This window comes from Pseudomonas sp. SG20052 (genome assembly GCF_031766055.1).
Lineage (GTDB): Bacteria > Pseudomonadota > Gammaproteobacteria > Pseudomonadales > Pseudomonadaceae > Aquipseudomonas > Aquipseudomonas mandelii.
Genome location: NZ_CP134498.1, coordinates 2662561 through 2689398, shown reverse-complemented (window position 1 = coordinate 2689398; position 26838 = coordinate 2662561). Strand labels below are relative to the sequence as shown.

Here is a 26838-nt window from a genome sequence, read left to right as displayed (position 1 = left end):
AGGTTCCTGAAAATTAAGCGTAGAGACGAGCAATGTGCTCGGCGGCGGCAATCACGGTGATGTTGGTGGCGACCGAGGGCACGTCGGGGAAGATCGACGCGTCCACGACGCGCAGCCCCTGCACACCAATGACCCGCGCTTGCAGGTCGACCACCGCCCGCGCATCCCCCGGCTTGCCCATCGGCGCCGTCGAGGTCGGGTGGTGATAGGTGTCGAGACTGGCTTTGACGCTGGCCAGCAGCGCCTCGTCCGAGTCGTTGCCTTGACCGGGGTTGAGCTCGGAATGGATCAACGCATTCAGCGGCCCTGTGCCGCCGATTTTGCGGGCCAGGCGGATGCCATCCAGCAGGCGCTGGCGGTCCTTGGGCTCGGCGAGAAAATTCAGGTCGATGGTCGGTGCCACGAACGGATCACGACTGGCCAGCGTCACCTTGCCCCGAGACAGTGGCCGCGTCAGGGCGACGGCGAGCACGAAGCCGACGCCGGTCGGGCTTTGATCATGAGGAAACAAGTGGGTGGCGGTGATGTGCAGGTCCAGCTCGCCAGTCTCGGCGGAACGGCTGTGGGTCCAGAGCTTGGCGCCGATGGCGGGCGACTGGCTGCCGATGGCGTCTGGCTTGGCGGCGTAGGCGTTGTAATAGAACGGGTGATCCACCAGGTTTTGCCCGACCGGCAGCTCGGCGACTGGCGGAATCTGCAAGGCACGCAGGTCTTCGCCAGGCCCAACGCCCGAACGCAAGAGGATCGCGGCGCTGCCGTAGCTGCCGGCGGAAAGGATCACTTCAGCGGCCAACAATTTTTCACCGTTGGCCAGTTGCACGCCGATCGCACGTTTGCCGTCGAACAGCACTTTGTCCACCAGGCTGTCAGTCTGGATGTGCAGGTTGTCGCGGGCGCGCACCTCGTCGGTGAGGTACGCCATGCCGGTGTTGACCCGCACGCCGTTGACAATGTTCATCGGGTACGGGCCGACGCCGTGGGCGTCAGCGCCGTCAAAGTCTTCGATTACGCGATAGCCATTGGCGAAGGTCGCGTAGATGAACGCGCGCTGCATGGGCGTGACGTCGGCCTTGCCGAGTTGATGCACCGGCAGCGGCCCTTCATGGCCGTGCAACGCGCTCGCACCACCGCTGTGGGTTTCCAGTTTTTTGAACGACGGCAGCAGCTCTTCGTAGCTCCAGCCTGGCAGATCCCAGCGCTTGAAATCGGTGGCACGGGCACGGATGGCCACCGCGCCGTTGATCGCCGAACTCCCACCCAACACCTTGCCGCGCAAGACGCCGATGGGGTGGTCGATGTAGCCCGGTCGGGTCTTGTAACCCCACTCGAATTCAGGGTTGGCGTTAGCGCCGACGATGTCGCTGCTGGCCACGATCTCGGGGTAATTGTGCGGGCCGTAGCCATGGCCGGCTTCGAGCAATAACACCTGACGCGTGGTGTTCTCGCTCAACCGACGGGCCAGCACCGCGCCCGCCGAACCACCGCCAACAATGATCACATCAACCGACGCACGATCAGCGCCACGCTTGCCAGCCATACCGCTGGACTCAAACGCCTGCGCCAAACCACTGCCCGCCGCCAACGTCGCAGCGGCCACAACTCCGCCGGCCAGGACCGCCCGGCGAGCAGGATTGTCAAGGGTACTCTTCATCCGTTTTCTTCCCTGTCAGACGTCAGAATGCGTCTGTTGGGAAAAAGCATATTGGACGGTGCGCAGGCTCATAAGCCGGCAAAAGACGATTCCCGGTTTCGTTTTTCCAGAACGATTGAACGCGTGTGAGCCGCAAGCATTTGCTCCCACACCGGCGGGTTGCCGATCTGTTCGATGAGGAAGCTGGTCAGCGCATGAAGCTTGGGCGACGCACGCTGGGATTGCCGGTAGACCGCCGAAATATTGCCGCCACGTGGGGCATAAGACGCCAGCACTTCCTTGAGCTCACCGGCCACAATCGCCGGCGCCGCCAGGAAAGTCGGCAGAATCGCCAGGCCCATGCCGGCCTTGGCGCCTTCCATGAGTTGATGGCCGTTGTTGGTGCGCATCCGGCAGCGCACACGGAACGATTCCAGGGTGTTGTTCACCGGCAGCGTCCACATGCCGTGGGGTTCGCGATTCACATAGAGCATGGCGAAGTGCCGGGACAGCTCTTGCGGGGTTTGCGGTGTGCCGTGTTCGGCAAGATATCCGGGGCTTGCGCAAATGATGTGGCGGTTGGGCGTGATGGTCTTGGCGACCAGGGAAGAGTCCGGCAACTCGCCGATGCGGATGGCCGCGTCATAGCGTTCTTCGTGCAGATTGACGTGGCGGTCATCGAACTCGATATCCAGCTGCAACTCCGGGTAACGCACCGCGAAGGACGACAGAATCGGCGTCAGGTAACGAATGCTGAAGGCCATCGGCGCAGCCAGCCGCAGCACACCGCGCAAGCTCGATTGAAACGCCTGCACCGCGTCTTCGGCATCTTCGACATCGGCCAGAATGCGCACGCAATAACGGTAAAAAACATCGCCCGCCTCCGTCAACCGGGCTTGGCGCCCACGCTCCAGCAGAATACTGCCCAGGCGCTTTTCCAGTTGCTGGATCCGCAGGCTGACCATGGATTTTGCGATACCCAAACGCCGAGCGGCTTCGGAAATACTACCGGTGTCCACCACCATGACAAAAGATTGCATCTCGGACAGCTTGTTCAAGTTTTAGTCATCCAGTAAAAAAAGCGTGGAGACATCGCGAGAATCATCCTATGTAACATCTGAAGCTCCTTTAATGAATCCACCGAACGGCGGCAATCTAGGTGCTTCGCTGTCTTGTGAACCAGTCCCGAAAAACGGGTTTGTCTTTCCCATCCATTGGACGATCGTTCTTGTATAGTTGGCCTCTTTTGGCCGAATGGATGTCGCCCGGTGCTCGACCTCAATGACCTTCAGTACTTTGTGATGGTGGTGGACCACGGCGGCTTCGCGCCGACCGCACGGGCGCTGGGCATTCCAAAATCCAACCTCAGCCGGCGCATTGCACTGCTCGAAGAACGCCTGGGCGTGCGCCTGATCATCCGCAACACCCGCCATTTCACGGTGACGGAATTAGGGCAGACGTATTACGCCCATTGCCGCGCCATGCTCAAAGGCGCAGAAGCCGCTGAAGCGGCGGTTGCCATGACCCACTCAGAACCCGGCGGCTTGCTGCGCGTTACCTGCCCGACGGTCTTACTGGAAGAATGCGTCGGCGGCATCATCACCCGGTTCATGGCCATGCACCCGCGTGTCGAAGTGCATCTGGAAGCCAGCGACCGTCAGGTCGACGTGGTCGCCGAAGGCGTTGACCTGGCACTGAGAGTCCGCCCGCCTCCCCTTCAGGACTCGGACCTGGTCAACCGCGTCATGTCCCAGCGGCCGCAATGCCTGGTGGCCAGTCCCGCGCTGTTGAACCGCCTCGGTGAACCCAAGGAGCCGGAAGACCTGTCACGCTTCCCCAGCGTCCATCACGGCAGCCCGCAACGCGATTACAGCTGGACGCTGTTCCATCAAGATGGCTTGGAATTCACGATCCAGCACCGTCCTCAACTGATTACTAAGGGGCTGCCGATGCTGCGCTGCGCGGCGATAGACAGCGTCGGCATTGCGCAGATGCCGATGTCGCTGGTGCATGACTTTATCGAGCGCGGGCAGCTGGTGGTGGTGTTGCCTGATTGGGCACCGCGGACCGAGATGATTTATGCGGTGTTTGCGAGCAGGCAAGGGATGCTGCCGTCGATGCGGATGTTGATTGATTTTATGGTGGAGCAATTCAGGTTGCTGGATGATCCGGCGCGAGGGATGCGCGGGAGTCCGTTGGTTTGATAAGGCCAAATGCTGGACCTTGCAGGTGAGGTGCCAGACGCCCGCTTTTCCACTGCTATGCTGATAGCATCAGTTTCTGCGGTCGAGACGAGTAGCATGGCAGCACAAGGCAAGCATTCCTCGTTCACACCCAAGGCTATGGCCTTCCTGGCTGGCATTTTCGTTGTCGCTTGGGTGGCCATAACGTCGCTCGAAACTTATTTCGACCTGACATTGTTGGCCGATACCACGAGCTGGCTGCTACGTTTGGGGGATTGGCTTTTGCTGGAAACGCCAATGCCGAATTGGTCGCTGCTGATGATTATCGCGATTTTAATCGGCACGCTGTCTGTAGCGATTTACTACGTCCGCATCCCTGATGGAACTGACGGCGAGTTACACGAGATAGAGCGAAAGGTTTACAAAAAGAACAACCCTCAGTTTCCAAAGTTGACCGATAACCAAACGCTACTGATGGAAGTTTTGGCCTATCATGCGAACTTCAGAAAAGTTGCAAACTTGAACTCGGTTTGCAAACTTGTCTCCCTCAGCACGGTAGAAGTTGAAGCCGGTCTAAAGCAACTCCAGGCTAAACGTCTGGTGACGCAAAAAGTGACCCGCGGTACGTTTGGCGCCACCATTTTTGAACTGACCTTGGCAGGTAAGGATTATGCGTTGGAGCGATTTGACCTTACGTAACAGTGATGTCTAAGGCGGCGAAAGAAACCGCGCAATATAGTGAAGATGTTCCATTCAATCCTTCAACTGCCCTACCCCATGCTCATTACCAGCTACCTGTGAGTGCTCCCGAGAAAGGCGCTAGATTGGTCGAGTTTCGCGAGTCCACAACAACGAAGTCATCGCCATTGGCGTGCATCTTGTGAAATCTCAGTGGCATAAATTGATCCTGGCGAGGAGACAAGGGTGAAGGCGATCTAGCCCCATCAGCATGACTTAAGCAAGATAAGACGAGCATTGCCATCGATATCAAGCCCCGAAAATTCGGGGCTTGATAGGGTCAGACGACATCAAGACTTACGTCCTCCACCTCCGCTCATCCCATCATCATTGCGCCCCGTTCCAGACGACTTATCGCGGTCATCGGCGAAATTGCCACCGCGTCCGCTTCCTTGCCCGCCGCTGGACGATTGATCAGCCTTGTTGGACTGTTGTCCGCCGGAAGCCTGGCCGCCTTTTTGGCCTGGTTTGGACATGTTTTCCTTATCGTCGGCAAATTCCCCTCCGCGATTTGTACCCTGCCCACCTCCGGACATGCTGTCTTTATCGCGCGAGGGCTGTCCGCCAGAAGCTTGACCTCCCTTTTGACCCGCTTCAGACGCGCGTTGTGGATCGTTCGCAAAGTTGCCGCCAGACGCTTCTCCGCCTTTCTTTCCGGCTTCTGAAGCCTTGTCAGGATCATTGGAAAAATTGCCTGGATTGTTATTTCCTGTATTGGCCATTTTGTTCACCTCTACATCGTTGGCACGAGCATGGGCCCGTACAATTCGGAGGATGCACAAAACGGAAAGTTTGAACGGAAATACGGGGCTCGCGACGAGCGGATTCGGGCGTTTGGTTCCATTGGAAACGGCGACCAGTCGACTGACGGCTGTCCCATTCGTCGGTGTCACCTTACGGCGGTTTTTCGCCCTGAATAAGCGATGTTTACTAGACTCAATAGCGCTTGGAAGCCCTCCCCCGCATCGCACCCAGGAGGTCAATCAATGACTGAACACATCGTGCATTTTCATTGCCAGATCGACCAGGCAACGACCGAGCGCTTCAGGGATTGCTGCCTTGAAGCCATCGATCAGGGTGCCACCTCCCTTCTCCTGAACCTGTCCACTTGCGGGGGCAGCACCAATTTTGGCTTCACGCTCTACACGTTCCTGAAGTCGTTGCCCGTACCGCTTTGCGCAATCAACGCCGGCAATATCGAATCGATGGGCATCATCATGTTTCTGGCGGCAGGCCGGCGCATCACATCCCCTCACGCACGCTTTCTGATTCATCCGATGAACTGGTACTTCAGCCAAAAATCCGTCGACCATCAACGACTACGGGAATACCTGTCCAGTCTCGACAATGACCTTGCGCGCTACGTGCAAATCTTCATGCTCGAAACCGCTGACGCAGCGACCAAACTCGACATTTTTCATTGCTTGTCCGCGGAGGAAAAGGTCATCGCCGCCCATGAATCGCTGGCTTATGGTATTGCTCATGAGATGAAGCAGATGGTGTTTGCTGATAACGTCAAACACTGGAAGGTCAGTGGTGGATGATCAATCTTAGTCTTGGCGCCAAAATCCGAGTTCCGCACGCCCAGAACATGGCGGTTCTCTGCAAAACCGCCTACGCTTCTTGCATGAATCCCCAGTCCGTTGCTGAGTGATCAGTATTGGGCTGGAGCGATCTGATTGCCTTTGACCGCCCGTTCCTTGCCAATCCGGACCTGCACGCGCATATCGCCAACAACTCGCCTCTCAATCCGGTCGACCCGCGGTTCACGTTCTTCCATTGAGGAAGATGATTATGTATCGGCCAAGCACGGTTCCTTATCAGGAGCATCGAGGGTTCAGGCGAACGTTCACTCCGGGTCATTTGAGCCTGGGATTGTTCTTTCCATTGGAGGCCTTCGATGGGGACACTCCGAGCATGCTCAACCAGGTCGAATTGGCCAAGCGAGCAGAGGCACTGGGCTTCTCCGCGCTCTGGTTTCGCGACGTGCCTCTTCGGGACCCTGGTTTCGGCGATGTTGGCCAAGTCTTCGACCCATGGGTTTACCTGGGCTATATGGCCGCTCATACGTCGGAGATAGCGCTAGGCACCGCATCCATCGCCATCCCTTTACACCATCCTCTGCACACGGCCAAGGCATCAGCCAGCGTCGACCAGTTGAGCGCAGGTCGATTGATTCTTGGGGTAGCCTCCGGCGATCGCCCAGTGGAGTTTTCGGCCTTTGACGTCGATCCCGAAAGGCGCGGAGAAATCTTTCGAGAGCACTACGAAGTGATTCGCCGAGCCCACAGCACAAGCTTTGAACCCATCCGCTGGAGCGGTGGCGAGCTGCAGGGCGCAGACCTCATTCCGAAACCCACAACCCAGGTCATTCCAATGCTCGTGACCGGGCATAGCCGCCAGTCACTGGATTGGATCGCGCGCGAAAGCGTCGGATGGATCAACTATCCGCGCGCGCCGAAAATGCAGCGACTGATCGTGGAAGATTGGCGACTGGAAGTCATGAAGCAATGTGGTTCCATCTATAAGCCCTTCACTCAGTCGCTTTACATCGACCTCAGTGAGAACCCGTCCACGCCACCCACTCACATTCATTTGGGGTTCAGGCTTGGACGCGTCCACCTCCGGGCTTTGCTGGAGGCGCTTGAGGAAATCGGGGTGGACCACGTTATCCTGAATCTCAAGTACGGAAAGCGCCCTGCTGCGCAAGTCATTGAGGAGCTGGGCGCTCACCTCGTTCCGCAATTCGGAGTCAAGCCGCACCCTGGAGCAAATTGATACGCCGGCCGCGTCCACGCCCGGCCGAGGTGGTGCGGTTCAGCAGGTTGAATGATCAAGCCGATACCTGCTCAAGGAATATCAGTTGCAACGGCTCTTTCAGCAGGTCATCTGCCGTCGCGGCAAAGCGCTGAAAGTAAGGCATCGAAAAATGCGCATCCAGCGCCGCCTGATCCCTGAAAGCCTCGCGCATGTAGAACGTGCCCTGCTCATCACGCAACTCGAACAACACATAGTCGAGATTGCCCGGCTCTGCGCGGGTCGGCTCTACCAGCGCCAGCAATTCCTGTTTCAATGCCAGCTCTTTGCCTGCCTTGGCCTTGAGTACGGCAATCGATACCAACACGTTACTGGACGAATTCATCGTCAACGCTCCAACATTAAAGATTGGCTAGTGATGCCGCAGGTGGTTCAGCGGCCCCGCCTGATGAGTAAAATCAGAAACCTTCGAGAACGATTTTGCCCCGGGCCTTGCCGCTCTCGACCAGCGCATGGGCACGACGCATGTTGGCCGCATTAATCGCACCGAAGTGCTCGCCCACAGTGGTCTGCAGAACACCTTGGTCAATCAGAGCGCTGACCCGATTGAGCAGGTGATGCTGGTTGATCATGTCCGGGGTTTCGTACAGGGACCGGGTGAACATCAGCTCCCAATGCAACGACAGCGACTTACGCTTGAGCGGCATCACGTCGAGGCTTTCGGGATCGTCAATCACGCTCAGGCGCCCTTGCGGCTTGAGCACGTCAATCAGTTGTGCAAAGTGCTGTTCGGTGTGAGTCAGGCTGGCGACATAGTCGATCTCCGCCACGCCGAGCGCTTGCAACTGTGCGAGCAGTGGCTGGCTGTGATCAATCACGTGATGCGCGCCCAACTGCCGCACCCAATCAGCGGTTTCCTGGCGTGAGGCGGTACCGATGACGGTAAGGCGGGTCAACTGTCGGGCCAGTTGCACCAGCATCGAACCGACGCCGCCAGCCGCTCCAGTGATCAACAGGCACTTGCCCTCCCCCGAACCCTCGACGACACCGAGCCGGTCAAACAACAATTCCCAGGCAGTGATCGAGGTCAACGGCAACGCTGCCGAATCGGCGGCACTCAATGACCGAGGCTTGTGCCCGACGATCCGCTCATCGACCAGATGGAATTCGCTGTAGCTGCCGGTGCGGGCAATCGAGCCGGCATAGAACACTTCATCGCCCGGCTGAAACAGCGTCACTTCAGAGCCGATCTCGCGGACAATGCCTGTGGCATCCCAGCCGAGGATTTTCGGTTCTTTTGTGAAAGTTCCGGCGCGCACCTTGGTATCGACGGGATTCACTGACACCGCGCGAACTTCGACCAGCAGATCCCGTGGACCAGGCGTGGGCACCGGGAGGCTGATGTCGATCAATGCGTGTGGATTGTCGATGGGCAAAGCATGTTCGGTAAAGGTGATGGCTTTCATGGACACTCGCTGTCTGAAGGGTTGATGCGCTCACTTGCAGCCATCTTCGACTTCCCATGTACAAAGAAAAACAAGCAGAATGCGCCAACACTTTCACTGCAGGAGTGAAAATGATCCGCATCGACGATCTTGGTTTATTTATCCGCAGTGCCGCGCTGGGCAGTTTCACCGCAGCGGCGCTGGAGGCTGATCTACTGCCTGGTCAGGTCGCCGCCGCCATCAAACGTCTGGAGCGCGAGCTCGACGTGCGCCTGTTCGCCCGCACCACTCGCAGCCTGCGATTGACTGCCGAGGGCGAGCAATATCTGCCCACCGCCCACTCAGTGCTTGAGACCCTGAAGCAAGGCGAGGAAAACCTGCGTGGTGAGAACGCCACGCTGCGGGGCGTACTGCAAGTGACAGCGCCATCCGATCTGGGGCGCAACATACTGCTGCCGTGGTTGACGCTGTTCCGCCGTCAGCATCCGGAATTGACGTTGCGTTTTTTCCTGTCGGACCAGGTGGCCAATCTGTTTCGCGACCCGGTGGACGTGGCGATTCGATACGGCCCGAATGAAGATGCCAACTACGTGGCACTGCCGCTTGCGCCGTGGAACCAGCGGGTGCTGGTTGCCTCGCCGGAGTATGTGCAACGCTGCGGTTCTCCCCAAACACCGGATGACTTGAGCAAGCATGCCTGCCTGCTCTATCTGCAAAATGGCCGGGTCTACGACAAGTGGAACCTGGGCGGACAAACCGTGCAGGTTTCGGGGCCACTGTTCAGCGATGACGCCGATGTCGTGCGACGCTGGTCGTTGGACGGTGAAGGTATCGCCTACAAATCCTGGCTGGATGTCAGTGCCGATATCGCCGCTGAGCGCCTGCTTGTGCTGCTACCGGATTATCCTGGCGAAGCTTCGCCGTTGAGTCTGGTGTGCCCGCATCGCAAGCAGATCAGCCCTGCGGTTTCTCAGCTTTATACGTGGTTGAGTAGCCAGTTTTCTGCTCTGGAGCGCAGTTGAGCCGGCACTGTGACTGATGCTCACCGAGCCTCCCGCGCCTCAGGGTTCGGCGGCTCGATGCGCTCAATATTTCCCAGCACCAACGCTCGTCCGGCAAACAGCCCGCCCGATGTTTCCAAGGCAAAACGTTCGGCATCGCGTTTGCGCACTTCGTCGATCACTGCGTCGGCTTCGTGCTCCGACGCCCCCAGAGTCACCACGGCCTGACGGCCGAGCAGCAGGGCGGCCTCAAAGGTTTCCCGCACTATGTAGTCGGCGTCGTGTTTGACCAATTCCAGCGCATGTTCGCGGTCAAAAGCGCGTACCACCAATTTCACCTGCGGGCAGAAGTGCCGCGTACTTTCGACAATGCGAGTCGCGGCTTTTTTATCGTCCACACAAACAATGATGGCGCGAGCGTGATGGGCGCCAGCGGCGTGCAATATTTCATGGCGGGCGCCATCGCCGTAATAGACCTTGAAACCATAGGGTGTCACGGCGCGGATGACCTCTGGATTTATATCGATGATGGAAATTTTCGCTCCCTGAGCGAGCGGCGCTTGGCAGGCAATCTGCCCCACACGGCCAAAACCGATGATGAGTACATTGCAGCGCAGATTCTGTGCGGCTTCCACACCGTCCAGGGAAACGGTCCGCGCGCGAGCAAACCGTTTGTACAGCAATAAAGTCACCGGCGTTATGACCATGGAGAGCACCACAATAGCCGTCATATTGGCGTTGACTTCAGGACTGATGGCCCTGAGTTTGAGCGCTTCGGCAAACAGCACAAAAGCAAATTCGCCACCCTGCGCCATCAGCAAGGCGCGATCCAGCGCGTCGTCATGACCGCTTTTCGCGAGGCGCGCGACCGCATAAATACACAGCGCCTTGACCACCATCAGCGCCAGCACGCCGGAGATGATGAGCTTCCAGGCCTCGGCCACCAATTGCAGATCCAGCGACATGCCGACGCCGAGGAAAAACAGCCCCAGCAGCAGGCCGCGAAACGGCTCGATGTCGGCCTCCAACTGGTGGCGGAAAGTGGATTCGGACAGCAACACACCGGCCGCGAAAGCCCCCATCGCCATTGAAAGACCGCCGAGTTCCATCAGCAACGCTGCGCCCAACACAACCAGCAGCGCAGCGGCAGTCATTACCTCGCGCGCTTTGACTTGGGCCAATACCCGAAACAGGGGATTGAGCAGCCACAACCCGATGGCCACCAATGCACCCAAGGACAGCGCTGCGATACCTATGCGCTGCCAAAGTGGAGACGTGGGTCCATTCGCCAACTCCGTGGGCGCCAGAAATGCCACCACCGCCAGCAAAGGGGCTATCAACAGGTCTTCAAACAGCAAAATGGACACGACGTGCTGCCCTCTCGGCTCGGTAATGTCACCGCGTTCCGAGAGAACTTGCATAACCAGAGCCGTGGAGGTGAGTACAAAACCCGCTGCGCAGACAAATGACACCTGCCAAGAGAATCCGAAAGCCATGCCGACAAAAGTGAGCAGACATGCACTGACCACCACCTGCAGGCTGCCCAACCCAAAGATCTGCCTACGCAGGTCCCATAGGTGAGAGGGTTTCATCTCCAGGCCAATCACAAAAAGAAACATGACCACGCCCAACTCGGCCACCTCAAGGATGGTGTGGGGGTCATTGAAAAGTTGCAGTCCGAAGGGGCCAATGATCAGGCCCGCCGCCAGGTAACCGACCACTGAGCCGAGCCCGATGCGTTTGAACAGCGGCACTACCAGCACGGCGGCGGCAAGCAAAATGACGACGCCCAATAATTGTCCTGCATTGCCTTCAACGGCCATAGCATTGACCCTCATCCCACATCAGGACCGGTAATGCTTCCACGGCCAGGCGTGTTGAGCAGAGCTTTCAAGCTGAGCGCTCAGTTCTGCAAATTCTTCAGGACTAAGCACCAGATCCGGAGCGTTCACCAAGAATTGTAGCTATTCATCCTTATCACTTTCTCGTAAGTCATCCTTATCACGCTCTCGTAAGAGCCAGCAGACGATGCCGAGTACCAGGGTGGCAAATCCTAGTGCGGCAATGGTGAGCGCAGGAGTAGCGGCAGAATCGAGAATAACGAACTTCCGGCTGAGCGCCAGCAGGGCGATCAACAGCACTGTGCGAACCTGAACGATGCTGTTGCGTCTTAAGGCGGGGCGCACAATCGAATGCTTGAACTCCAGGGCTATCAGCACGGTGAAGATTGAGCCAAAGAGGGCCTGGAAAACATCGTGGTCCAGAGGATCAATCGCACCACTGATCAACAACGGCACGACCCTGCGACAGAGCTGCAGTAGCGCCATCATAATCACAGACGCGATGATGAGACTGAGCGCAAGAACAACCAATTGTTCGAAACGTTCGTAAGCACTCATCAGCGCCCACTGAAGTCTGAAATTTTTCAGCGTCGAGTTGCGCTCACGCCTTTCAGAATCAGGCTTTGACACGATAACCCTCCACACTTGCGTCTTCAGTCTGCCGGGCCCGTCCAAGCATGAGGCTAAGTCCCAGTCTCCGCGGCAGGTGTCAGATCATCCGATTGGCCAGGTGGACTACCCTTTTCGGAAGTCTTTGACGCATCCACCTCGACCTTTTTGAAGACCACTTCGCCACGCTCTTTGTCGTAACCCAACTCGACACTGTCGCCGGCTTTCAGCTTGCCAGCGAGCATTTCCTTCGCAAGCCGCGTTTCGACGGTCTGGCGAATCTGACGTTTCAACTCGCGCGCGCCAAACTCTGGCTGATAACCAACGTCCGCCAGATGATCAATGAGTGAGCCATCAACTTTCACTGTAATGTTCTGTGCAGCTGCGGTTCGAATGACCCGATCAAGCTGAATGTTCACAATCGATCGGATGTTGTCACGGGTAAGGGCATGAAACACGATGATGTCATCAATACGGTTCAGGAATTCGGGACGAAAATGCCCTTTCAAGACTCCCATCAATTCATTACGTAACGCTTTTTCCGTAAGGCGTTCATCTTCAGGGCGCTCGAGATTCTCCATGATGATGGGAGAGCCCAGGTTACTGGTGGCAATGATGATCGTATTGCTGAAGTCCACAACACGTCCCTTGCCGTCCGTGAGACGCCCATCGTCGAATACCTGAAGCAATACGTTGCTCACATCGGGATGCGCTTTCTCGATCTCGTCGAGCAGAATCACACTGTAGGGCTTGCGGCGGACACGCTCTGTCAACTGACCGCCTTCGTCATATCCCACATAACCGGGTGGCGCACCGATCAAACGAGCAACCGCATGCCGCTCCATGTACTCCGACATATCAATACGAATGATCGATTGCTCGTCACCAAACACCGTTTCCGCCAACGCTTTGGCAAGTTCAGTTTTGCCAACGCCCGTAGGGCCAAGAAAGAGGAACGTGGCAATAGGTCTGTTGGCTTGGCCAAGTCCGGCTCGAGACAAACGAACGGCATCGCTGACCGCGAGCACAGCATCTTCCTGCCCGACCAGCCGATCACGCAACGTCTCTTCCATATTCAACAATTTTTGACGCTCTTCTTGCGTAAGCTCGGTCACAGGAATACCGGTGAGACGGGACAGCACCTCGGCAATTGACTCCAGGGTCACCTCAAGGGTTTCGGAACCTGTCTTGCGCTCCCAGGCTTCTGTTTCCTCTCCCAGTTGCGCTTGTTTTTGACCAATGCGTTCTTCAAAGCCTTTGGATTCATCAAAACGTTTACGGGAGGATGCATAATCCTGTTCACGTTTAAGTTGCGTAATCTCGGCTTCCAGCTCCTGGATGCTGGCCGGCCTTGACGAGGAACTGATTCGAACGCGGGCCGCGGCCTGATCGATTAGGTCTATGGCTTTATCCGGCAAATAGCGCGAGGTGATGTAACGATCCGACAGCTCTGCTGCCGCCACAAATGCTTCATCGGCGAATGTGACTTGATGGTGAGCCTCAAGCTTGTCGCGCAGCCCACGCAGTATAATGATGGTCTGTTCTACGGTGGGTTCGGATATCAGCACAGGCTGAAAACGTCGTTCAAGCGCTGCGTCTTTTTCGATGTGCTTTTGATACTCATTGAGTGTCGTCGCACCGATCAAGCTAAGCTCTCCGCGTGCCAATGCGGGTTTGAGTACATTGGCAATATCGAGGCCGCCCTCCTCACCACCCTGCCCCGCGCCAACGATCGTATGTAACTCGTCGATGAACAGAATAAGCTCCGAGCTTTTTGCGGCGACTTCATCAAGCAGTTGCTTGGCTCGCTCCTCAAATTCACCACGATATTTAGAGCCCGCAACCATTGAGTTCAGATTGACTTCAACAAGCCGCCTGCCACGCAGAATCTCAGGGACATCGCCCTTTACTATTCGTTGTGCAAGCCCTTCAACGATGGCTGTTTTACCGACGCCAGGTTCGCCGATAAGAACCGGATTGTTCTTTCTGCGCCGCGCCAGCACCTCGACGGTATTTTCGATTTCCTGCGCGCGCCCCAGTACGGGATCGAGTTTGCCCTCACGAGCCAGTGACGTCAGGTCGCGACCGAACTTGTCGAGTGTCGGTGTTCCCGTCGGGGTGTCGACTCGCCCATCCTCAGCCCCCTTACCCACCACCTTGACCACCTTCTGCCGCAAGGCTTCAGGCGTTACGCCGTATTTTTTAAGCAATGTCCCGGCGATACTTTCTGGTACAGAGGCAAGCCCGATCAACAAATGCTCTGGGCCAACGTACGAATGTCCTAAATCACGAGATGCCTGGAACGCAAAATTGAAAACTTTCTTTAACCGTGGCGAAATGCTCATCTGGTCCACCGGGGCCTGGGCCTCCGCTGTGCCCCTCTGAGCATGTTGATCGATGTAGCCTTTGATCTCGTCCGGAGAAAGCTTCAGCTCCTTAAGCAACGCCGTACCCACATCGGTATCCGCAAGCACATACAACAAATGCTCAGTATCGAGCTCGCTACGGTTGAGCTCATGGGCTTTCTCACCCGCGCGTTGCAGGATTTCCAGCGTCTGGGAACTGAATGCATCGGTTGCATCGACAGATTCTCGAGGCACTTGCGCAGAGAGCCTGAAGTCATCACCCGCTTGATCCTTTGCTCCGCCCATGCTGTCGAAAAAGCGGGACACACCCCCGCCCAGTAGAGAGTCGAATGGATTCAACATGCTTTGATGGCGTAAGAGTTGACGGTAATCGTGGTCGCAAATGGACATTGTCCTGGCTTGGCCATTTTGCGATACGGTCACTCGCGCTACAGCGGGTCTCGCATTACATATTTCACAGAGAGTAGCCATGATGAGTTGTCTCCAAAGATGGATAACACGGACTCATTCGGATGGATCTACGTCCCCGTAAACGATGCTCAAGACATAGGGGCATGAGATCCGCAATACGCTGAGATTGCTCAGGAAGACGATTACGTTGGAGGGAATGGCAGTCTCGGCAGACTACGCCATCCAATAACGATAGTCGGATCTCATCAAAACACGCTATGGGCGACCCAGGATACCGACGAACGACGTCTGATAAATTTGTGCTCAAAAATACCGCCAGTCGTAAACCACCAACTCATCAGCAAATGAGGCTATGGAATCACCAGCGTGATCGAGCAACGCTTCGATGTCGGAATTCGCAGGGGCGAATCGATCAGCAAGGACATGATTGCGGTTCGCACCAAAACCATCGGATAAAAAAGCCGCCGAAAATGACAGCAAAAGAACGAGCGCGCGAGGTCTTGCCGGCATTGGAGGAAACGGAGAACGCGTTCAGCGATTACGGCAAGCGCCAACAACGACTATAGTCAATGGTGCGTCAGAGCGAATCCAGCCTTTCCGCTGCCAACCTGGCCTCAATCCAATACCGCGAAGGCACGGCGGATCTCCTCGTGCTTCTTGATGCGGATAGTGAACGTCTCGCAACCGAAGACACTTAGGCTCAGGCCTCGAACGAGGTGTATCGAGGCATCGTCGCCATTTATAAATCACTTGGCGGTGGATGGAGTTATCCCCCCGGGCAAGTCGTATCCCGCTGAGCAGACCCCAACCGCCCATCTATAAGGGCTCAAGCCATGCACACTTCAGAATTGGATGATGCGAAAGAAACGAATGGCGACCTGGTTCAGGGGCCGCTGCCGGCCGGCACTGTCGCGCCCGACTTCACTCTGTACGCAACCCCTGATCAGCAGTTGTCCCTACGCGAGCTAAAGGGAACTCCCGTGATACTGGCGTTTTATCCCGCAGACTGGACTTCGGTTTGTGGCGACCAACTGACCTTGTACAACCAGTTGCTACCCACATTCAGAGAATACGGTGCGACGCTACTGGGTATCTCGGTTGACAGCGCTTGGTGTCATCAGGCCTTTGCCAAAGATCGGAGTTTTCACTTCAGCCTGCTGGCCGATTTCGAGCCCAAAGGGGCTGTGGCGCGACAGTATGGAGCGTACGACTCCCACCTGGGAGTTTGTAAGCGGGCGCTGTTCGTGATTGACAAGGAGGGGGTGGTCGCCTGGAGCTACGTCTCCCCGATGGCAATCAATCCGGGGGCGGACGGCATTCTGGATGCGCTGGATGCTCTGGCGAATTCATCACAAAGCACGCCAACCTAAAATTAACAGGTGATCCCATGGCCACTCTCAAAGTCCCGGTAAGTGCCAGCGACCATCGCCAGGGAAGTGCGCATGCCAAGGTCACACTGGTGGAATTTGGCGACTATCAATGTCCCTATTGCGCTGAAGCGTATTGGATAGTCAAGAATCTGCAACAGCATTTTCGCGATGATTTGCTGTTCGTGTTCCGTAATTTTCCACTGACCACTGCTCACCCGCATGCGATGGCTGCAGCTGTCACCGCTGAGTTTGCCGGGAGTCGAGGATTCTTCTGGGAGGCGCACGACGAATTGTATGAAAATCAGGATCGATTGGGCCTGCCGCTGTTTCGGGCCATCGCTCTAAAACATGGCCTCTCCGACGAAGAACTCTATCTTGCCATGCAAGACGGTACCTACGTACCCAAAATAAAATCCGATTTTAATGGCGGCGTACGGAGCGGCGTGAATGGCACCCCAGCGTTTTACATTGACGGGCTTCGCTATGACGGGGCTCCAGAGTTCACCGAGATGAGTCAGATGATTGAGCTCTCGTTAGTGAGTTGACGAAATCGCTAGATAGTGAAATCGCTTGGCATCACTCACACCGTAGCCGAGGGCGAACGTCCCCCATTGCGCAGCGCACCAGGTGTGCATTCGATAATATTTCAATACGGGAGATTGAAGAATCCAGGTGCTGCCAGCGATAAGCATCGCTCATAAAGCAGCGGCACGAAAATATCAGCCCAGCGAACCGAGGACATAAAAAATGGCGATGTTAATTTTTGACAGCTCGGAAGATTCCATAGTCGAGGCCCGTGTCCTGGTCGAGGCGCTGAATGAATGGTTGGCGGAACAGCAGCCCAGTTGCCCGCTAAGGTCCGCCCGTGCGCAATGTTGCTATCGGCCCGATGGCACGCTGGATTCTGTATTGACCGTACTAACAGACGTGGTGGTGGACTAGGTCAGGTGTTGCACTCAGTTTTTGCGACCGTCCCCAAGGTTGACGCCTATACCCGTCCACCCGTTCGCTTATCCGTTAGTTTCCTTCTACATTAAAGAGGTGCACACGGAGCCAGCAGCGAATGAAATCTTTGAAGTATTATGAAAAAAATCGACACGCCACATGGTTAGAGTTGTTTTTTGACCTGATTTTCGTTGTTGCAATTGGCAAGGTTACGCATACTCTTGGACATCTTCATCACGGCCACTTTGAACAGGAGCAATTATGGACATTTTTACTGCTTTTTGTTCCATTATGGTGGATCTGGTCCAGCCACACGATTTACTCAAATAGGTTTGATACAGACAGTAACCTTCACCGCTTGGCAACATTATTTTTAATGTTGCTGCTCATTGTGCTGTCTGCACGGATTGGGGAAGAATTGGAAGTAAACTATGCGCTTGTCATTGCCTGCTATTTTGGTATACGTGCCATCATCAGTATTATGTACATTTCGTCCATAAATAAATTCGATCACCGTAGCGAATTCTCCTCCAGGCTTGGCTTCGCCCTGTTAGTTAGCGCAGTTGTTAGTCTTTCATCCATTCTTTTTGACCCACCTATGCGTTACCTTGTCGCTTACATTGGGATTTTTCTTGACATTCTGCTCCCTTTGTTTTCTTGGGGTAAGCTAAAGCCATTGCCTGCACATACAGAACACTTGGTTGAACGACTAGGTTTACTCACCCTCATCTTATTGGGCGAGTCGGTAATTAGCCTTTCTGGAGGGTTATCTGACATTCAATGGGATCGTTATAATGTGATGGCAGCTATCACCGGATTTATCATGATTTGCAGTATCTGGTGGATCTATTTTGATAGCTTTTACCTACTGAGCAAAAATGAAAGTAGTATGAGTGGACACTCCTTAATCTACTCGCACCTTTTTCTATTTATGGGGCTAGCACTTCTCGCAAATTTGATCAGGCATGCGATCCTGAATGACATTGCGATGCGCGATTTCCAGATTACGTCAATCATCGGCATGGCCTTATTTTTCTTAGGCAAGCAACATGGCTACTTCATAGCGGTACCTAAAATAAGGAAATACATACTACAAAACACCTGATCGTGTTTTCTCTAGGTGGGTTGGTTATATTCCTACCCCGCGTCGAGTACATATTGGTCGGCCTGACAGCAACCATGATCTGCTATGTTTTCCTAAATTTCAGGTATCGTTGAATCTTTATAATTAAGCCATATCACGGGTGGATCAGCTATCCGCGCGCACCAAAGACTCAGCAGCTGATTGTCGAGGACTGGCGCACTGCGGATCGTGCCGAATGTGGTTAGCTGTTCAAGCCCTTCACCCAGTCGCTATACATCCCTACCAACGAGAAGCGGGTGGTCGCCTGGTAAAGCACGGGGGGGGGGGAACACCGCGCGGCGGGAGGCCCGCGCCAAGCGGCAAAAACCTAATCAAAGAAGGCCAGGGTGCGAACTTCGATACTCTCGCGCGGCGGGGCTCCCGGCGGCGTATTGGGGTCTTTGAAGGCGGTATGGGGCGTGAAGCGGGCACGGCCGTCGTGACGTGAGTCATACCCCTTGATCAGCAAGACTTCGTCACGGGGCATGTCCGGAAAATAGTACCAGCGCTGTTGCGGATTGTAGGCCAGGTGGTAGATCTCACCGATACGATCCGGATAGACCAAGTCGGTGGCCAGCAGGTCATTGGAGTCAAGCGTCGAGGCGTCCAGCACGGCCAGCGGCGAGCGCTTGACGGGCCCGCTCATCGGGCGCCAGAGGTTAATCTGGGCCACCGACACCAGTGCGGCGGCCTGATCCAGGCCCAGCACGTCGCGAATACGCTCAGGACCCGAGCGCTCGGTGTAGTCATTATGCACACGGCTGGCTGGGCCGCGAATATCCCGCCCCTCGGCGTCGCTGCGCCTGGTGTGGTCGAAGATGACGACCCGGCTCGCGCCCGTCAGCTCCTTGATCAAGGCCTTGACCTCGTCATAGTAGACGCTTTCCACCAAGGCATCGTCGTAGAGGTCGTCGACCACCGTATCCCGCCGATGGAGCTCAAACCCCTGCTTGTCCAGAGACAGGCTGCCTGCCAACGGACGACCGTTGTGTATCGTGACCTCGCGCTCCTCCTGCTCGGCAAAGTAGTGCGGTTCACTGTCACCGGTCAAAGCCTCGGTATGCACATAGGGCTTCGCATCGTGCTTGACCAGGTAGGTGAGTTTTGTGATGACGCTAGCGGGCATATCAGTTGTGCACTTCAAGTAACGCCTCCCGGTCTGCTGACCGCATTCGGCGTGGTGTCACCGTGGCGGCGCTGTAGCTTGCCTGTAAACTGCCTCATCCTCGATCGTATGCCTTCCAAGGGACACTTTCAAATGCACCCCGAGGTGCATGGTCCCCGACCGGTAGAAAAGGACATACCTACCTCGGCACCGACGTGCAGCTTGACCAGTACTGGCGCGTCGGACTCCAGGCCCGCGCCTAGGGCGACTACTACATCGAAGTTCTGAACCAGCAGCGCAAATACGGTGGATATCCGGATGGAAGATCGCATCCCAACACATCATCTTTTGCGCAGCATTGATCAGTATCTCGATCTGAGCAACCTGCGATAGCTGACCAAATTGAGAAAGAAAAAACTAGATATTGACATATCTCGATATCACAAATAGTCTGAGTTCGAAGCCACCCCCCGTATCTCAGGAAGCGCCAAATGCAGAAGATGTGGGTGAACACCTCAACGAAGCGCCTTACGGTTTGCTCTGATCCCGTGGATCCGCATCCATTTAGCTTAATACATCGATATTTCTATATATGCAGGTAAATGAAATGACACAGTCCGCGCTCTTCAAAACTGCACAGCTGGGGCCCTACACCCTCAAGAATCGAATCGTTTTGCCACCACTTACCCGTTCGCGTAGCTCCCAGCCTGGCAACATTCCGAACGATCTCATGGCCACGTATTACCGCCAGCGTACTGGCGCGGGATTCATGGTGACCGAAGGCACCCAGATCGAGCCTCGTGGACAGGGTTATGCCTGGACTCCCGGCATTCACAGCGCCGAGCAGATTGAAGGCTGGCGCAAAATCACCGACGCCGTTCACGCCGAAGGGGGTGTGATCTTCGCTCAACTTTGGCATGTCGGCCGCGTGTCGCACATGTCCTTGCAGCCCGGCCGTGAAGCGCCGGTCGCGCCGTCAGCCATAAAGGCGGACAACGTCAAGGTATTCATCGAGACCGGCCCTGGCACGGGTGCACTGGCCGATCCATCGACCCCGCGCGCTCTTTCCACCGCAGAGGTGAAAGAACTGGTCCAGCTCTATGCCCAGGCGGCCCGCAATGCCCTGGACGCCGGGTTCGACGGAGTGGAACTGCACTGCGCGAACGGCTACCTGGTGAACCAGTTCATTTCCGCCCACACAAACCAGCGTGATGATGAATATGGTGGCTCGTTGCAAAATCGACTGCGCTTCCTGCGCGAAATCACCCAGGCAGTTGCTGGCGTCGTTGGCAAGGAGCGTATGGGCGTTCGCTTCGCCCCGCTCTTCGCGACCACCGATGAAGATCGCGTCTACCTCGGCCTGGTCGAGAAAGATCCCCATCAAACCTATGTCGAAGCGGTGAAGATTCTCGAGGAAGTGGGTATCGCCTACCTGTCGCTCGCCGAGGCCGACTGGGAGAACGCACCCGATCTACCTGAAGCGTTCCGGGAAGATATTCGCAGTATCTTCAGCGGTAAGATTCTCTATGCCGGCAGGTACACCGCTGAACGCGGAAATCGTGTCATCCAGGCGGGTTGGGGGGATCTGATCGCGTTTGGTCGTCCTTTCATCGCCAACCCCGACCTGCCCGCCCGTATCGCCAACGACTGGCCGCTCAATCCGGTCGACCCGACAAGCATGTATGGCGGTACCGACAAGGGCTACACCGACTACCCGAGCTATCGCCCCTGAGCAATCCGCGCCGCGTCCCAGACTCCAGGGCGCGGCTTACGCTTGCTGACCGAGGAAGGGGAACATCTTGCCTGGCAACAAATGCACGCAGAGGTCACTTTGGGTGCCTTCCAATTCTCCGTGCGAACGACGAAGATATCGCAATATCGCGAAAAACAGGTATCGCCAATTTTATGAACATTGACATCAACGAAACCCTGAAAGCCTTGGCGAACCCGACGCGCCTTGACATCCTCAATTGGCTCAAGGATCCCAGGACGAACTTTCCCGAGCAGGAAGTCGACCCGGAAACAGTAGGCGTGTGCGTCAGCATCATCCAGGAGCGCACAGGCCTTTCGCAGTCCACTACATCGCTTTACCTCACAACCCTGCAGCGCGCGCACCTGGTAACCTCGCAGCGGATAGGCCCTTGGACCTATTACAAACGTCACGACGAAAATATCGATGCCTTTTTCAAAGCGCTGCAAGAAAAGATCTAGGTCCAGGCTACCCGAGGACCGTTTACCGGCGGCGCCCAAAGCTTTCCCTTAACGAAAGCGCTTCAAAAGGTGGATTGTCGCCCATCAGCGCTCAGTTTAAACGGGGTGGGCCGCGACCCACTCTTTGAGATGAGCAACAAAACTGAGAACAGTCGGAGCGATGTTTTCTCTTGAAGGGTATACCGCATAGATTCCCACTGGCGGCTCAATGGCCCAATTGGAAAATGCCTCCACCAGCTTTCCTGAATCAAGATCATCTCGTATATGCCAGTCCATCAGCAGCGCTACTCCATGCCCATCTATTGCCATCTGGCGAACCACTTCCCCCAAACTGGATGAAAAACGGTTGCGTATTTTGCATGTTTTTTTAACGCCTCCTCGGGACATGGTCCAACTGGAATCTTTTCCGACGATGAGGCCGTCCAGCGTGGTTAAGTCTTTTGGAGAGGTAGGCATACCCTGTTTTTCCCAATATTGGGGGGCGGCGCAAATCAGACGTCGGGACGCAGAAATCCTCTGCGCGATCAGGGATGAATCGGCCATTACTCCGTGCCGAATCGCAAGGTCGGTACCATGGGCGGCCAAATCAACCAGTTGATCTGTCGGGTGTAAATCAACGATAACGCCAGGGTAGCGTTTGAGATAACTGCTCACGACGCTCGATAAATAACCTTGGGCAAATGTCGCGGAAGCGGTTATGCGTAGATGACCGGTAATCTCGGTCTTCTGGAAAAATCCTCGCTCCGCTTTTTCGACGCTTTCCAGGATGCTTAGTGCGTGTTGATAAAGCTTCTCACCGTCCGAAGTGGGACTTAGCTTGCGGGTGGTGCGGTTAAAAAGTCTCCGACCAACGCTGTCTTCAAGGGCCAGAAGACGCTTGCTTGCGCCTGCGGCAGTCATCCCCATTCGTTCGGACGCTGCGCGGATGGAACCCTCCTCGAAAACAGCAATAAACAACCGCAATTCATCAATGGAATCCAGCATTTATTACCAACCAAAAGGACCGAAAGATTCAATAATTCTAGCGTATTTATCCCATATTACTGATGATAAATTTGTTGGCCTATTGTTCCTCGGAGTTTAAGCCTTGAAAGCCATTGTGATAAATCAGCATGGTAACTCAGACCTTTTTGTAGAAATTAATACGGAAAACCCCGTTGCCCGCCCAGGTCATGTGATTATCGACGTGTGGGCGACAAGCGTGAATCCAGTAGACACGAAAATTCGTCGGGGCAGCGAAGGTACGGCCGGTCTGACTTTTCCGGCAATTCTTCACATCGATGTTTCAGGGGTGGTCAGCTCCGTTGGTGCTGGTGTGACCCGCTTTAACGTAGGCGATGAAGTCTATGGCTGTTTCGGCGGCATCGTGGGGATTCCCGGTGCGCTGGCAGATCAGATGGAGGCCGATGCTGAGATGCTTGCTCTAAAACCCAAGTCGCTCTCTTTTGGCGAAGCAGCCAGCTTGCCGCTCGTGGCAATTACGGCCTGGGAGGCGCTGATCGACCGAGCCTCGATCAAACCCAATGACAACGTCTTGGTGCATGGTGGCACCGGTGGTGTTGGGCACATAGGCATTCAATTGGCCAAGGTCCTGGGGGCCAGGGTTTCGACGACGGTTTCAACGCCAGAAAAAGCGGAAATTGCCCGTCAACTGGGCGCCGATGAGATTATTTTTTATAACAGCGAGACGCCCCAGGAATACAGTCAGCGAATCACCGAAGGAAAAGGATTCGATACGGTCTTCGATACCTTGGGCGGTGAGGTCTTACAAAACTCACTGAAAGCCGCGAAGCTTAAGGGCCATGTTGTCTCGATCATCGGTTACGACAGCTACGATCTGACCGAAATGCACTTTAAGGCATTGAGACTCGACTTTGTATTCATGGCTATTTCGATCATTCATAACGAAGGCCGCAAGCACCATGGCGAGATCCTGCAAAGACTGGCCGCCCTGGTTGATCGCGGCCTGGTTAAACCACTGATCGATGAGCGCCATGACTTCACTGCTGCGGGTGTCAGCGCGGCACATGATCGCCTTGAGTCAGGCAGTGCCATTGGCAAAGTCGTCATTGAGCGACAGGCTTAGTCGTGCTGGGACAGGATCGTTTCCAGCAGGCCCGGAAAACGGTTACTCAAGTCTTCTCTACGCAACGAGTTCATGTGGGTCGTGCCGATGGTCTGGGTTTGAACCAGGCCGGCATCTCGCAGCACCCGAAAATGATGGGACATGGTGGACTTCGCGCGGCCACCGTCCAGGTCGCCGCAGCTGGCCTCTCCCAGCTCGGCGAGGCGCCGGACAATCTCCAGGCGTACAGGGTCGCTCAAGGCGTAAAACAGACGCTCAAGAACGAATTCGCTGAGAGGAAGGTGTTTGAAGGGGCGCATGAGCGAATCATACACGGGTTTGCTCTAGGCCAATAGTTCGAATATTATCGAACAACAGTAATAGTATCCCTCGGAGAAAAAACCTGATGTCTGCACTGTTCCAACCTTTCACGCTCAAGGATGTCTCCCTTCGCAACCGGATCGCGATTCCCCCCATGTGCATGTACTCGGCCAATGATGGCCTGATCAACGATTGGCACACTGTGCACTATGCCACCCTCGCGCGTGGCGGGGCGGGACTGGTGGTTGTCGAGGCGACCGCCGTGTCACCCGAAGGACGGATCACGCCTGGCTGCGCTGGTATCTGGAATGATGAGCTCGCTCGTGCCTTCGTGCCGGTGGTGCAATCGATCAAGGCTGCCGGCGCAGTGCCAGGTATCCAGATTGCCCACGCGGGGCGCAAGGCCAGTGCGAACCGTCCTTGGGAAGGTGACGATCATATCGGCGAGGATGATTTGCGTGGCTGGCAGACCATCGCCCCGTCTGCTGTTGCCTTTGGCGCTCATCTCGCCAAGCAGCCGAAAGCCATGACGCTGGAGGATATCGCCCGAGTGCGCGAGGATTTTGTCTCCGCCGCTCGCCGTGCACGTGAAGCCGGCTTCGAGTGGTTGGAGCTGCATTTCGCCCATGGCTATCTGGCCCAGTCATTCCTCTCTGAACACTCCAACCTTCGTGACGACGCCTATGGCGGAAATTTCGATAACCGTAGCCGCTTTCTGCTGGAAACACTGGCGGCGGTTCGCGAAGTATGGCCAGAGCACTTGCCGCTGACCGCTCGTCTGGGTGTCATCGAATACGACGGTCGGGATGAACAGACCTTGTCAGAGGCTATCGAACTGACACGTCGTTTCAAGGACGGTGGATTGGACTTACTCAGCGTCAGTATCGGGTTCACCATCCCTGAATCCAACATTCCTTGGGCCCCCGGTTTCATGGGCGAAGTTACCCAGCGTGTACGGCGCGAGGCGGGGATTGCGGTGGCCTCGGCATGGGGCTTCGGCACGCCGAGCGTCGCCGAAGAAGCGGTGAAGAGTGGTCAACTGGACCTGGCGATGATTGGCCGGGCGCACCTGGGCAATCCCAACTGGTCCTATTCAGCCGCCCAGGCGCTGGGTGTAGAGCGTGCTGCCTGGACCCTGCCCGCTCCCTATGCCCATTGGCTTGAACGCTACAGGTGATCCCGCCGGAGCGAGGGCGCTCGCATGGCCTTAGGGCTATCAACTTGGTCGAATGCCCAAGCGGGCAAGATTGTTGTCGCGCTCTCACCCGGATTCAGGTTTTTGGCCGCATGGCCGGCATGGACATCTTCGATACTCCGTGCCAGCCAATGCGCTCCCTCTTTATATCGCACACAGACAGGAGGTTTGATGACCACCCCTCTGACACTGATTGCCACCTTGGTCGCCAAGGCCGGCTTCGAAGCCGAGCTCGAGCAAACGCTGCAGGGCCTGCAAGGCCCAAGCCGAGGCGAAGCGGACTGTATCCAGTACGACTTCCATCGTGATGCCGAGCAGGCTCGCACTTTCCACATGATCGAGCAGTGGCGGGACGAAGCGGCGCTGACTGATCACGAAGCGACACCGCATTTTCAGGCAGCGCTCCCTTTCATCGAACGTGCTGCTGAAAAGCTCACCATCACGAAAATGTATCGCATCTCCTGAGGATCTTCGAATGAAAGCCATTGCACACTTCAAATGCCTGCCTATTGAACATCCCGACGCCTTGGTGGAGATCGATATTCCCGAGCCAGTGCCGGGGCCGCGCGACTTGCTCGTAGAGGTAAAGGCCGTATCGGTCAATCCTGTCGATACCAAGGTGCGGCAGGGCTACGTACCGCACGAGGACGAAAGCCAGCCGCGTATCCTCGGTTGGGACGCTGCCGGCGTGGTCAAGTCGGTCGGCAGCGACGTGACGCTATTCAAGCCCGGTGACAGGGTCTGGTACGCCGGATCGCTGATCCGCCCGGGCAGCAACAGTGAGCTGCAACTGGTGGACGAGCGTATCGTCGGCTCAATGCCCCAGTCGCTGGATTTCAGCAAGGCTGCGGCATTGCCACTGACTTCCTTGACCGCTTGGGAATTACTGTTTGATCGCCTCGGTGTTGCACGCGATACCACCGACCGGGGCGAAACGCTGCTGATCATCGGCGCTGCAGGCGGGGTGGGTTCAATCCTGACTCAGCTGGCGCGTCAGCTAACCGGGTTGACGATCATTGGTACGGCTTCGCGCCCTGAAACCCAGACCTGGGTAACCGAGCTTGGTGCGCATCATGTCATCGACCATACCAAGCCACTCAGCGAGGAGCTCAAGCGCATCGGTATCGCACAAGTCAGCCATGTCGCTAGCCTGACCCAGACCGATCGGCACTACGAGCAAATCATCGAATCACTGAAGCCTCAGGGCAAGCTGGGCCTGATCGATGACCCGGCCACGCTGGACGCCGTACCGCTCAAGCGCAAGAGCCTGTCGTTGCACTGGGAGCTGATGTACACCCGCTCGCTTTACGAGACAGAGGACATGCAGGAGCAGCACAACATCCTCAACGAAGTTTCGCGGCGCATTGATGCGGGTGACTTGCGCACCACCGTTGGCGACAACTACGGGCGCATCAGCGCAGAAAATCTTCGTCGTGCCCATGCTCTGCTGGAAAGCGGCAAGGCGAAGGGCAAGGTCGTGCTGGAAGGCTTCTAAGAGGGTGTAGACAAACCCGCCGCCCCA

Annotated in this window: 24 protein-coding genes and 2 pseudogenes; 15 read left to right on the top strand and 11 right to left on the bottom strand. The window is 56.2% G+C overall.

Annotated elements, in window-relative coordinates:
- Positions 1–13: 13 nt before the first annotated feature.
- Together RHP74_RS12280 and RHP74_RS12275 are read right to left on the bottom strand one after the other, a co-directional pair.
- Complete coding sequence (locus RHP74_RS12280; protein ID WP_311099648.1) at positions 14–1651, bottom strand: GMC family oxidoreductase N-terminal domain-containing protein; 1638 nt, start codon at positions 1649–1651, stop codon at positions 14–16.
- Positions 1652–1719: 68 nt separating this feature from the next.
- A complete protein-coding gene (locus tag RHP74_RS12275) occupies positions 1720–2688 on the bottom strand; it encodes a LysR substrate-binding domain-containing protein (protein ID WP_311099646.1) in 969 nt (322 codons plus the stop codon).
- 210 nt (positions 2689–2898) lie between these two features.
- On the opposite strand from RHP74_RS12275, the gene RHP74_RS12270 reads away from it, so the two are divergent.
- Both RHP74_RS12270 and RHP74_RS12265 read left to right on the top strand, forming a co-directional pair.
- On the top strand, positions 2899–3834 hold the full coding sequence (locus RHP74_RS12270; protein ID WP_172790752.1) for a LysR substrate-binding domain-containing protein: 936 nt from the start codon (positions 2899–2901) through the stop codon (positions 3832–3834).
- Positions 3835–3930: 96 nt separating this feature from the next.
- Positions 3931–4512: a hypothetical protein gene (locus tag RHP74_RS12265; RefSeq protein WP_311100473.1), complete on the top strand. Its 582-nt coding sequence runs from the start codon at positions 3931–3933 to the stop codon at positions 4510–4512.
- Positions 4513–5111: 599 nt separating this feature from the next.
- Here the strand turns inward: RHP74_RS12265 and RHP74_RS12260 are convergent.
- Positions 5112–5273 (bottom strand): annotated as a pseudogene (locus RHP74_RS12260) (general stress protein); the annotation flags it as partial.
- Between the two features lie 264 nt (positions 5274–5537).
- On the opposite strand from RHP74_RS12260, the gene RHP74_RS12255 reads away from it, so the two are divergent.
- The gene (locus RHP74_RS12255) at positions 5538–6095 is read left to right on the top strand and encodes an ATP-dependent Clp protease proteolytic subunit (RefSeq protein WP_010459465.1); all 558 of its coding nucleotides are present in this window, start codon (positions 5538–5540) and stop codon (positions 6093–6095) included.
- Positions 6096–6345: 250 nt separating this feature from the next.
- Positions 6346–7329, top strand: coding sequence for an LLM class oxidoreductase (locus RHP74_RS12250; RefSeq protein ID WP_311099643.1), 984 nt, complete (start codon positions 6346–6348; stop codon positions 7327–7329).
- A gap of 55 nt (positions 7330–7384) precedes the next feature.
- Here the strand turns inward: RHP74_RS12250 and RHP74_RS12245 are convergent, their stop codons facing one another.
- Positions 7385–7693, bottom strand: coding sequence for a putative quinol monooxygenase (locus RHP74_RS12245; RefSeq protein ID WP_010459460.1), 309 nt, complete (start codon positions 7691–7693; stop codon positions 7385–7387).
- 73 nt (positions 7694–7766) lie between these two features.
- Positions 7767–8774 (bottom strand): zinc-binding alcohol dehydrogenase family protein, encoded by a 1008-nt coding sequence (locus RHP74_RS12240; RefSeq protein WP_311099640.1) that lies wholly within the window; start codon positions 8772–8774, stop codon positions 7767–7769.
- 110 nt (positions 8775–8884) lie between these two features.
- Between RHP74_RS12240 and RHP74_RS12235 the strand changes: the two genes are divergently transcribed.
- Positions 8885–9775, top strand: a complete 891-nt coding sequence (locus tag RHP74_RS12235) for a LysR family transcriptional regulator (RefSeq protein WP_311099638.1) — start codon at positions 8885–8887, stop codon at positions 9773–9775.
- 20 nt (positions 9776–9795) lie between these two features.
- Here the strand turns inward: RHP74_RS12235 and RHP74_RS12230 are convergent, their stop codons facing one another.
- The 3 genes from RHP74_RS12230 to RHP74_RS12220 form a co-directional block, all read right to left on the bottom strand.
- Positions 9796–11577, bottom strand: coding sequence for a monovalent cation:proton antiporter-2 (CPA2) family protein (locus tag RHP74_RS12230; RefSeq protein ID WP_010459454.1), 1782 nt, complete (start codon positions 11575–11577; stop codon positions 9796–9798).
- A 141-nt stretch (positions 11578–11718) separates the two neighbouring features.
- A complete protein-coding gene (locus tag RHP74_RS12225; protein ID WP_049870760.1) occupies positions 11719–12153 on the bottom strand; it encodes a phosphate-starvation-inducible PsiE family protein in 435 nt (144 codons plus the stop codon).
- 125 nt (positions 12154–12278) lie between these two features.
- The gene (locus RHP74_RS12220) at positions 12279–15044 is read right to left on the bottom strand and encodes an AAA family ATPase (RefSeq protein ID WP_409201933.1); all 2766 of its coding nucleotides are present in this window, start codon (positions 15042–15044) and stop codon (positions 12279–12281) included.
- A 428-nt stretch (positions 15045–15472) separates the two neighbouring features.
- Between RHP74_RS12220 and RHP74_RS12210 the strand changes: the two are divergent.
- From RHP74_RS12210 to RHP74_RS12195, 4 genes and pseudogenes are all read left to right on the top strand, one after another.
- Positions 15473–15778 (top strand): annotated as a pseudogene (locus RHP74_RS12210) (TolC family protein); the annotation flags it as partial.
- 36 nt (positions 15779–15814) lie between these two features.
- A complete protein-coding gene (locus RHP74_RS12205; protein WP_311099633.1) occupies positions 15815–16351 on the top strand; it encodes a redoxin domain-containing protein in 537 nt (178 codons plus the stop codon).
- A gap of 17 nt (positions 16352–16368) precedes the next feature.
- Positions 16369–16896, top strand: coding sequence for a thioredoxin domain-containing protein (locus tag RHP74_RS12200; RefSeq protein ID WP_010459441.1), 528 nt, complete (start codon positions 16369–16371; stop codon positions 16894–16896).
- A 518-nt stretch (positions 16897–17414) separates the two neighbouring features.
- On the top strand, positions 17415–18401 hold the full coding sequence (locus RHP74_RS12195; RefSeq protein ID WP_311099630.1) for a low temperature requirement protein A: 987 nt from the start codon (positions 17415–17417) through the stop codon (positions 18399–18401).
- Positions 18402–18747: 346 nt separating this feature from the next.
- Here the strand turns inward: RHP74_RS12195 and RHP74_RS12185 are convergent, their stop codons facing one another.
- Entirely contained in the window at positions 18748–19563 is an 816-nt protein-coding gene (locus RHP74_RS12185; RefSeq protein WP_282410192.1) for a CmcJ/NvfI family oxidoreductase, read from the bottom strand.
- Positions 19564–20131: 568 nt separating this feature from the next.
- Between RHP74_RS12185 and RHP74_RS12180 the strand changes: the two genes are divergently transcribed.
- Together RHP74_RS12180 and RHP74_RS12175 are read left to right on the top strand one after the other, a co-directional pair.
- Positions 20132–21256 carry an alkene reductase gene (locus RHP74_RS12180; RefSeq protein ID WP_282410191.1) on the top strand — a complete coding sequence of 375 codons (1125 nt, stop codon included), beginning with the start codon at positions 20132–20134 and terminating at the stop codon, positions 21254–21256.
- 173 nt (positions 21257–21429) lie between these two features.
- On the top strand, positions 21430–21735 hold the full coding sequence (locus tag RHP74_RS12175) for a helix-turn-helix transcriptional regulator (protein WP_311099628.1): 306 nt from the start codon (positions 21430–21432) through the stop codon (positions 21733–21735).
- 96 nt (positions 21736–21831) lie between these two features.
- Here the strand turns inward: RHP74_RS12175 and RHP74_RS12170 are convergent, their stop codons facing one another.
- Positions 21832–22719, bottom strand: a complete 888-nt coding sequence (locus tag RHP74_RS12170) for a LysR family transcriptional regulator (protein WP_311099626.1) — start codon at positions 22717–22719, stop codon at positions 21832–21834.
- Between the two features lie 103 nt (positions 22720–22822).
- Between RHP74_RS12170 and RHP74_RS12165 the strand changes: the two genes are divergently transcribed.
- On the top strand, positions 22823–23821 hold the full coding sequence (locus RHP74_RS12165; RefSeq protein WP_311099623.1) for a zinc-dependent alcohol dehydrogenase family protein: 999 nt from the start codon (positions 22823–22825) through the stop codon (positions 23819–23821).
- On the opposite strand, the gene RHP74_RS12160 is transcribed toward RHP74_RS12165, so the two are convergent.
- Positions 23818–24120 carry a helix-turn-helix transcriptional regulator gene (locus RHP74_RS12160; protein WP_064680709.1) on the bottom strand — a complete coding sequence of 101 codons (303 nt, stop codon included), beginning with the start codon at positions 24118–24120 and terminating at the stop codon, positions 23818–23820. The genes RHP74_RS12165 and RHP74_RS12160 overlap by 4 nt on opposite strands.
- Before the next feature lie 86 nt (positions 24121–24206).
- Between RHP74_RS12160 and RHP74_RS12155 the strand changes: the two genes are divergently transcribed.
- From RHP74_RS12155 to RHP74_RS12145, 3 genes are all read left to right on the top strand, one after another.
- On the top strand, positions 24207–25298 hold the full coding sequence (locus RHP74_RS12155; protein ID WP_084322895.1) for an NADH:flavin oxidoreductase/NADH oxidase: 1092 nt from the start codon (positions 24207–24209) through the stop codon (positions 25296–25298).
- 189 nt (positions 25299–25487) lie between these two features.
- Positions 25488–25781, top strand: a complete 294-nt coding sequence (locus tag RHP74_RS12150; RefSeq protein ID WP_064677804.1) for a putative quinol monooxygenase — start codon at positions 25488–25490, stop codon at positions 25779–25781.
- A 10-nt stretch (positions 25782–25791) separates the two neighbouring features.
- Positions 25792–26811 (top strand): zinc-binding alcohol dehydrogenase family protein, encoded by a 1020-nt coding sequence (locus tag RHP74_RS12145; RefSeq protein WP_064677803.1) that lies wholly within the window; start codon positions 25792–25794, stop codon positions 26809–26811.
- The last annotated feature ends 27 nt before the right edge of the window (positions 26812–26838 follow it).

What these genes read in the sequence shown, in the direction of transcription:
- RHP74_RS12160 (WP_064680709.1), bottom strand. Translation starts at nt 24,120, where the DNA reads ATGCGCCCCTTCAAACACCTTCCTCTCAGCGAATTCGTTCTTGAGCGT.
- RHP74_RS12265 (WP_311100473.1), top strand. Translation starts at nt 3,931, where the DNA reads ATGGCAGCACAAGGCAAGCATTCCTCGTTCACACCCAAGGCTATGGCC.
- RHP74_RS12230 (WP_010459454.1), bottom strand. Translation starts at nt 11,577, where the DNA reads ATGGCCGTTGAAGGCAATGCAGGACAATTATTGGGCGTCGTCATTTTG.
- RHP74_RS12245 (WP_010459460.1), bottom strand. Translation starts at nt 7,693, where the DNA reads ATGAATTCGTCCAGTAACGTGTTGGTATCGATTGCCGTACTCAAGGCC.
- RHP74_RS12200 (WP_010459441.1), top strand. Translation starts at nt 16,369, where the DNA reads ATGGCCACTCTCAAAGTCCCGGTAAGTGCCAGCGACCATCGCCAGGGA.
- RHP74_RS12155 (WP_084322895.1), top strand. Translation starts at nt 24,207, where the DNA reads ATGTCTGCACTGTTCCAACCTTTCACGCTCAAGGATGTCTCCCTTCGC.
- RHP74_RS12240 (WP_311099640.1), bottom strand. Translation starts at nt 8,774, where the DNA reads ATGAAAGCCATCACCTTTACCGAACATGCTTTGCCCATCGACAATCCA.
- RHP74_RS12235 (WP_311099638.1), top strand. Translation starts at nt 8,885, where the DNA reads ATGATCCGCATCGACGATCTTGGTTTATTTATCCGCAGTGCCGCGCTG.
- RHP74_RS12170 (WP_311099626.1), bottom strand. Translation starts at nt 22,719, where the DNA reads ATGCTGGATTCCATTGATGAATTGCGGTTGTTTATTGCTGTTTTCGAG.
- RHP74_RS12195 (WP_311099630.1), top strand. Translation starts at nt 17,415, where the DNA reads ATGAAATCTTTGAAGTATTATGAAAAAAATCGACACGCCACATGGTTA.
- RHP74_RS12180 (WP_282410191.1), top strand. Translation starts at nt 20,132, where the DNA reads ATGACACAGTCCGCGCTCTTCAAAACTGCACAGCTGGGGCCCTACACC.
- RHP74_RS12150 (WP_064677804.1), top strand. Translation starts at nt 25,488, where the DNA reads ATGACCACCCCTCTGACACTGATTGCCACCTTGGTCGCCAAGGCCGGC.
- RHP74_RS12175 (WP_311099628.1), top strand. Translation starts at nt 21,430, where the DNA reads ATGAACATTGACATCAACGAAACCCTGAAAGCCTTGGCGAACCCGACG.
- RHP74_RS12250 (WP_311099643.1), top strand. Translation starts at nt 6,346, where the DNA reads ATGTATCGGCCAAGCACGGTTCCTTATCAGGAGCATCGAGGGTTCAGG.
- RHP74_RS12205 (WP_311099633.1), top strand. Translation starts at nt 15,815, where the DNA reads ATGCACACTTCAGAATTGGATGATGCGAAAGAAACGAATGGCGACCTG.
- RHP74_RS12280 (WP_311099648.1), bottom strand. Translation starts at nt 1,651, where the DNA reads ATGAAGAGTACCCTTGACAATCCTGCTCGCCGGGCGGTCCTGGCCGGC.
- RHP74_RS12255 (WP_010459465.1), top strand. Translation starts at nt 5,538, where the DNA reads ATGACTGAACACATCGTGCATTTTCATTGCCAGATCGACCAGGCAACG.
- RHP74_RS12145 (WP_064677803.1), top strand. Translation starts at nt 25,792, where the DNA reads ATGAAAGCCATTGCACACTTCAAATGCCTGCCTATTGAACATCCCGAC.
- RHP74_RS12225 (WP_049870760.1), bottom strand. Translation starts at nt 12,153, where the DNA reads ATGAGTGCTTACGAACGTTTCGAACAATTGGTTGTTCTTGCGCTCAGT.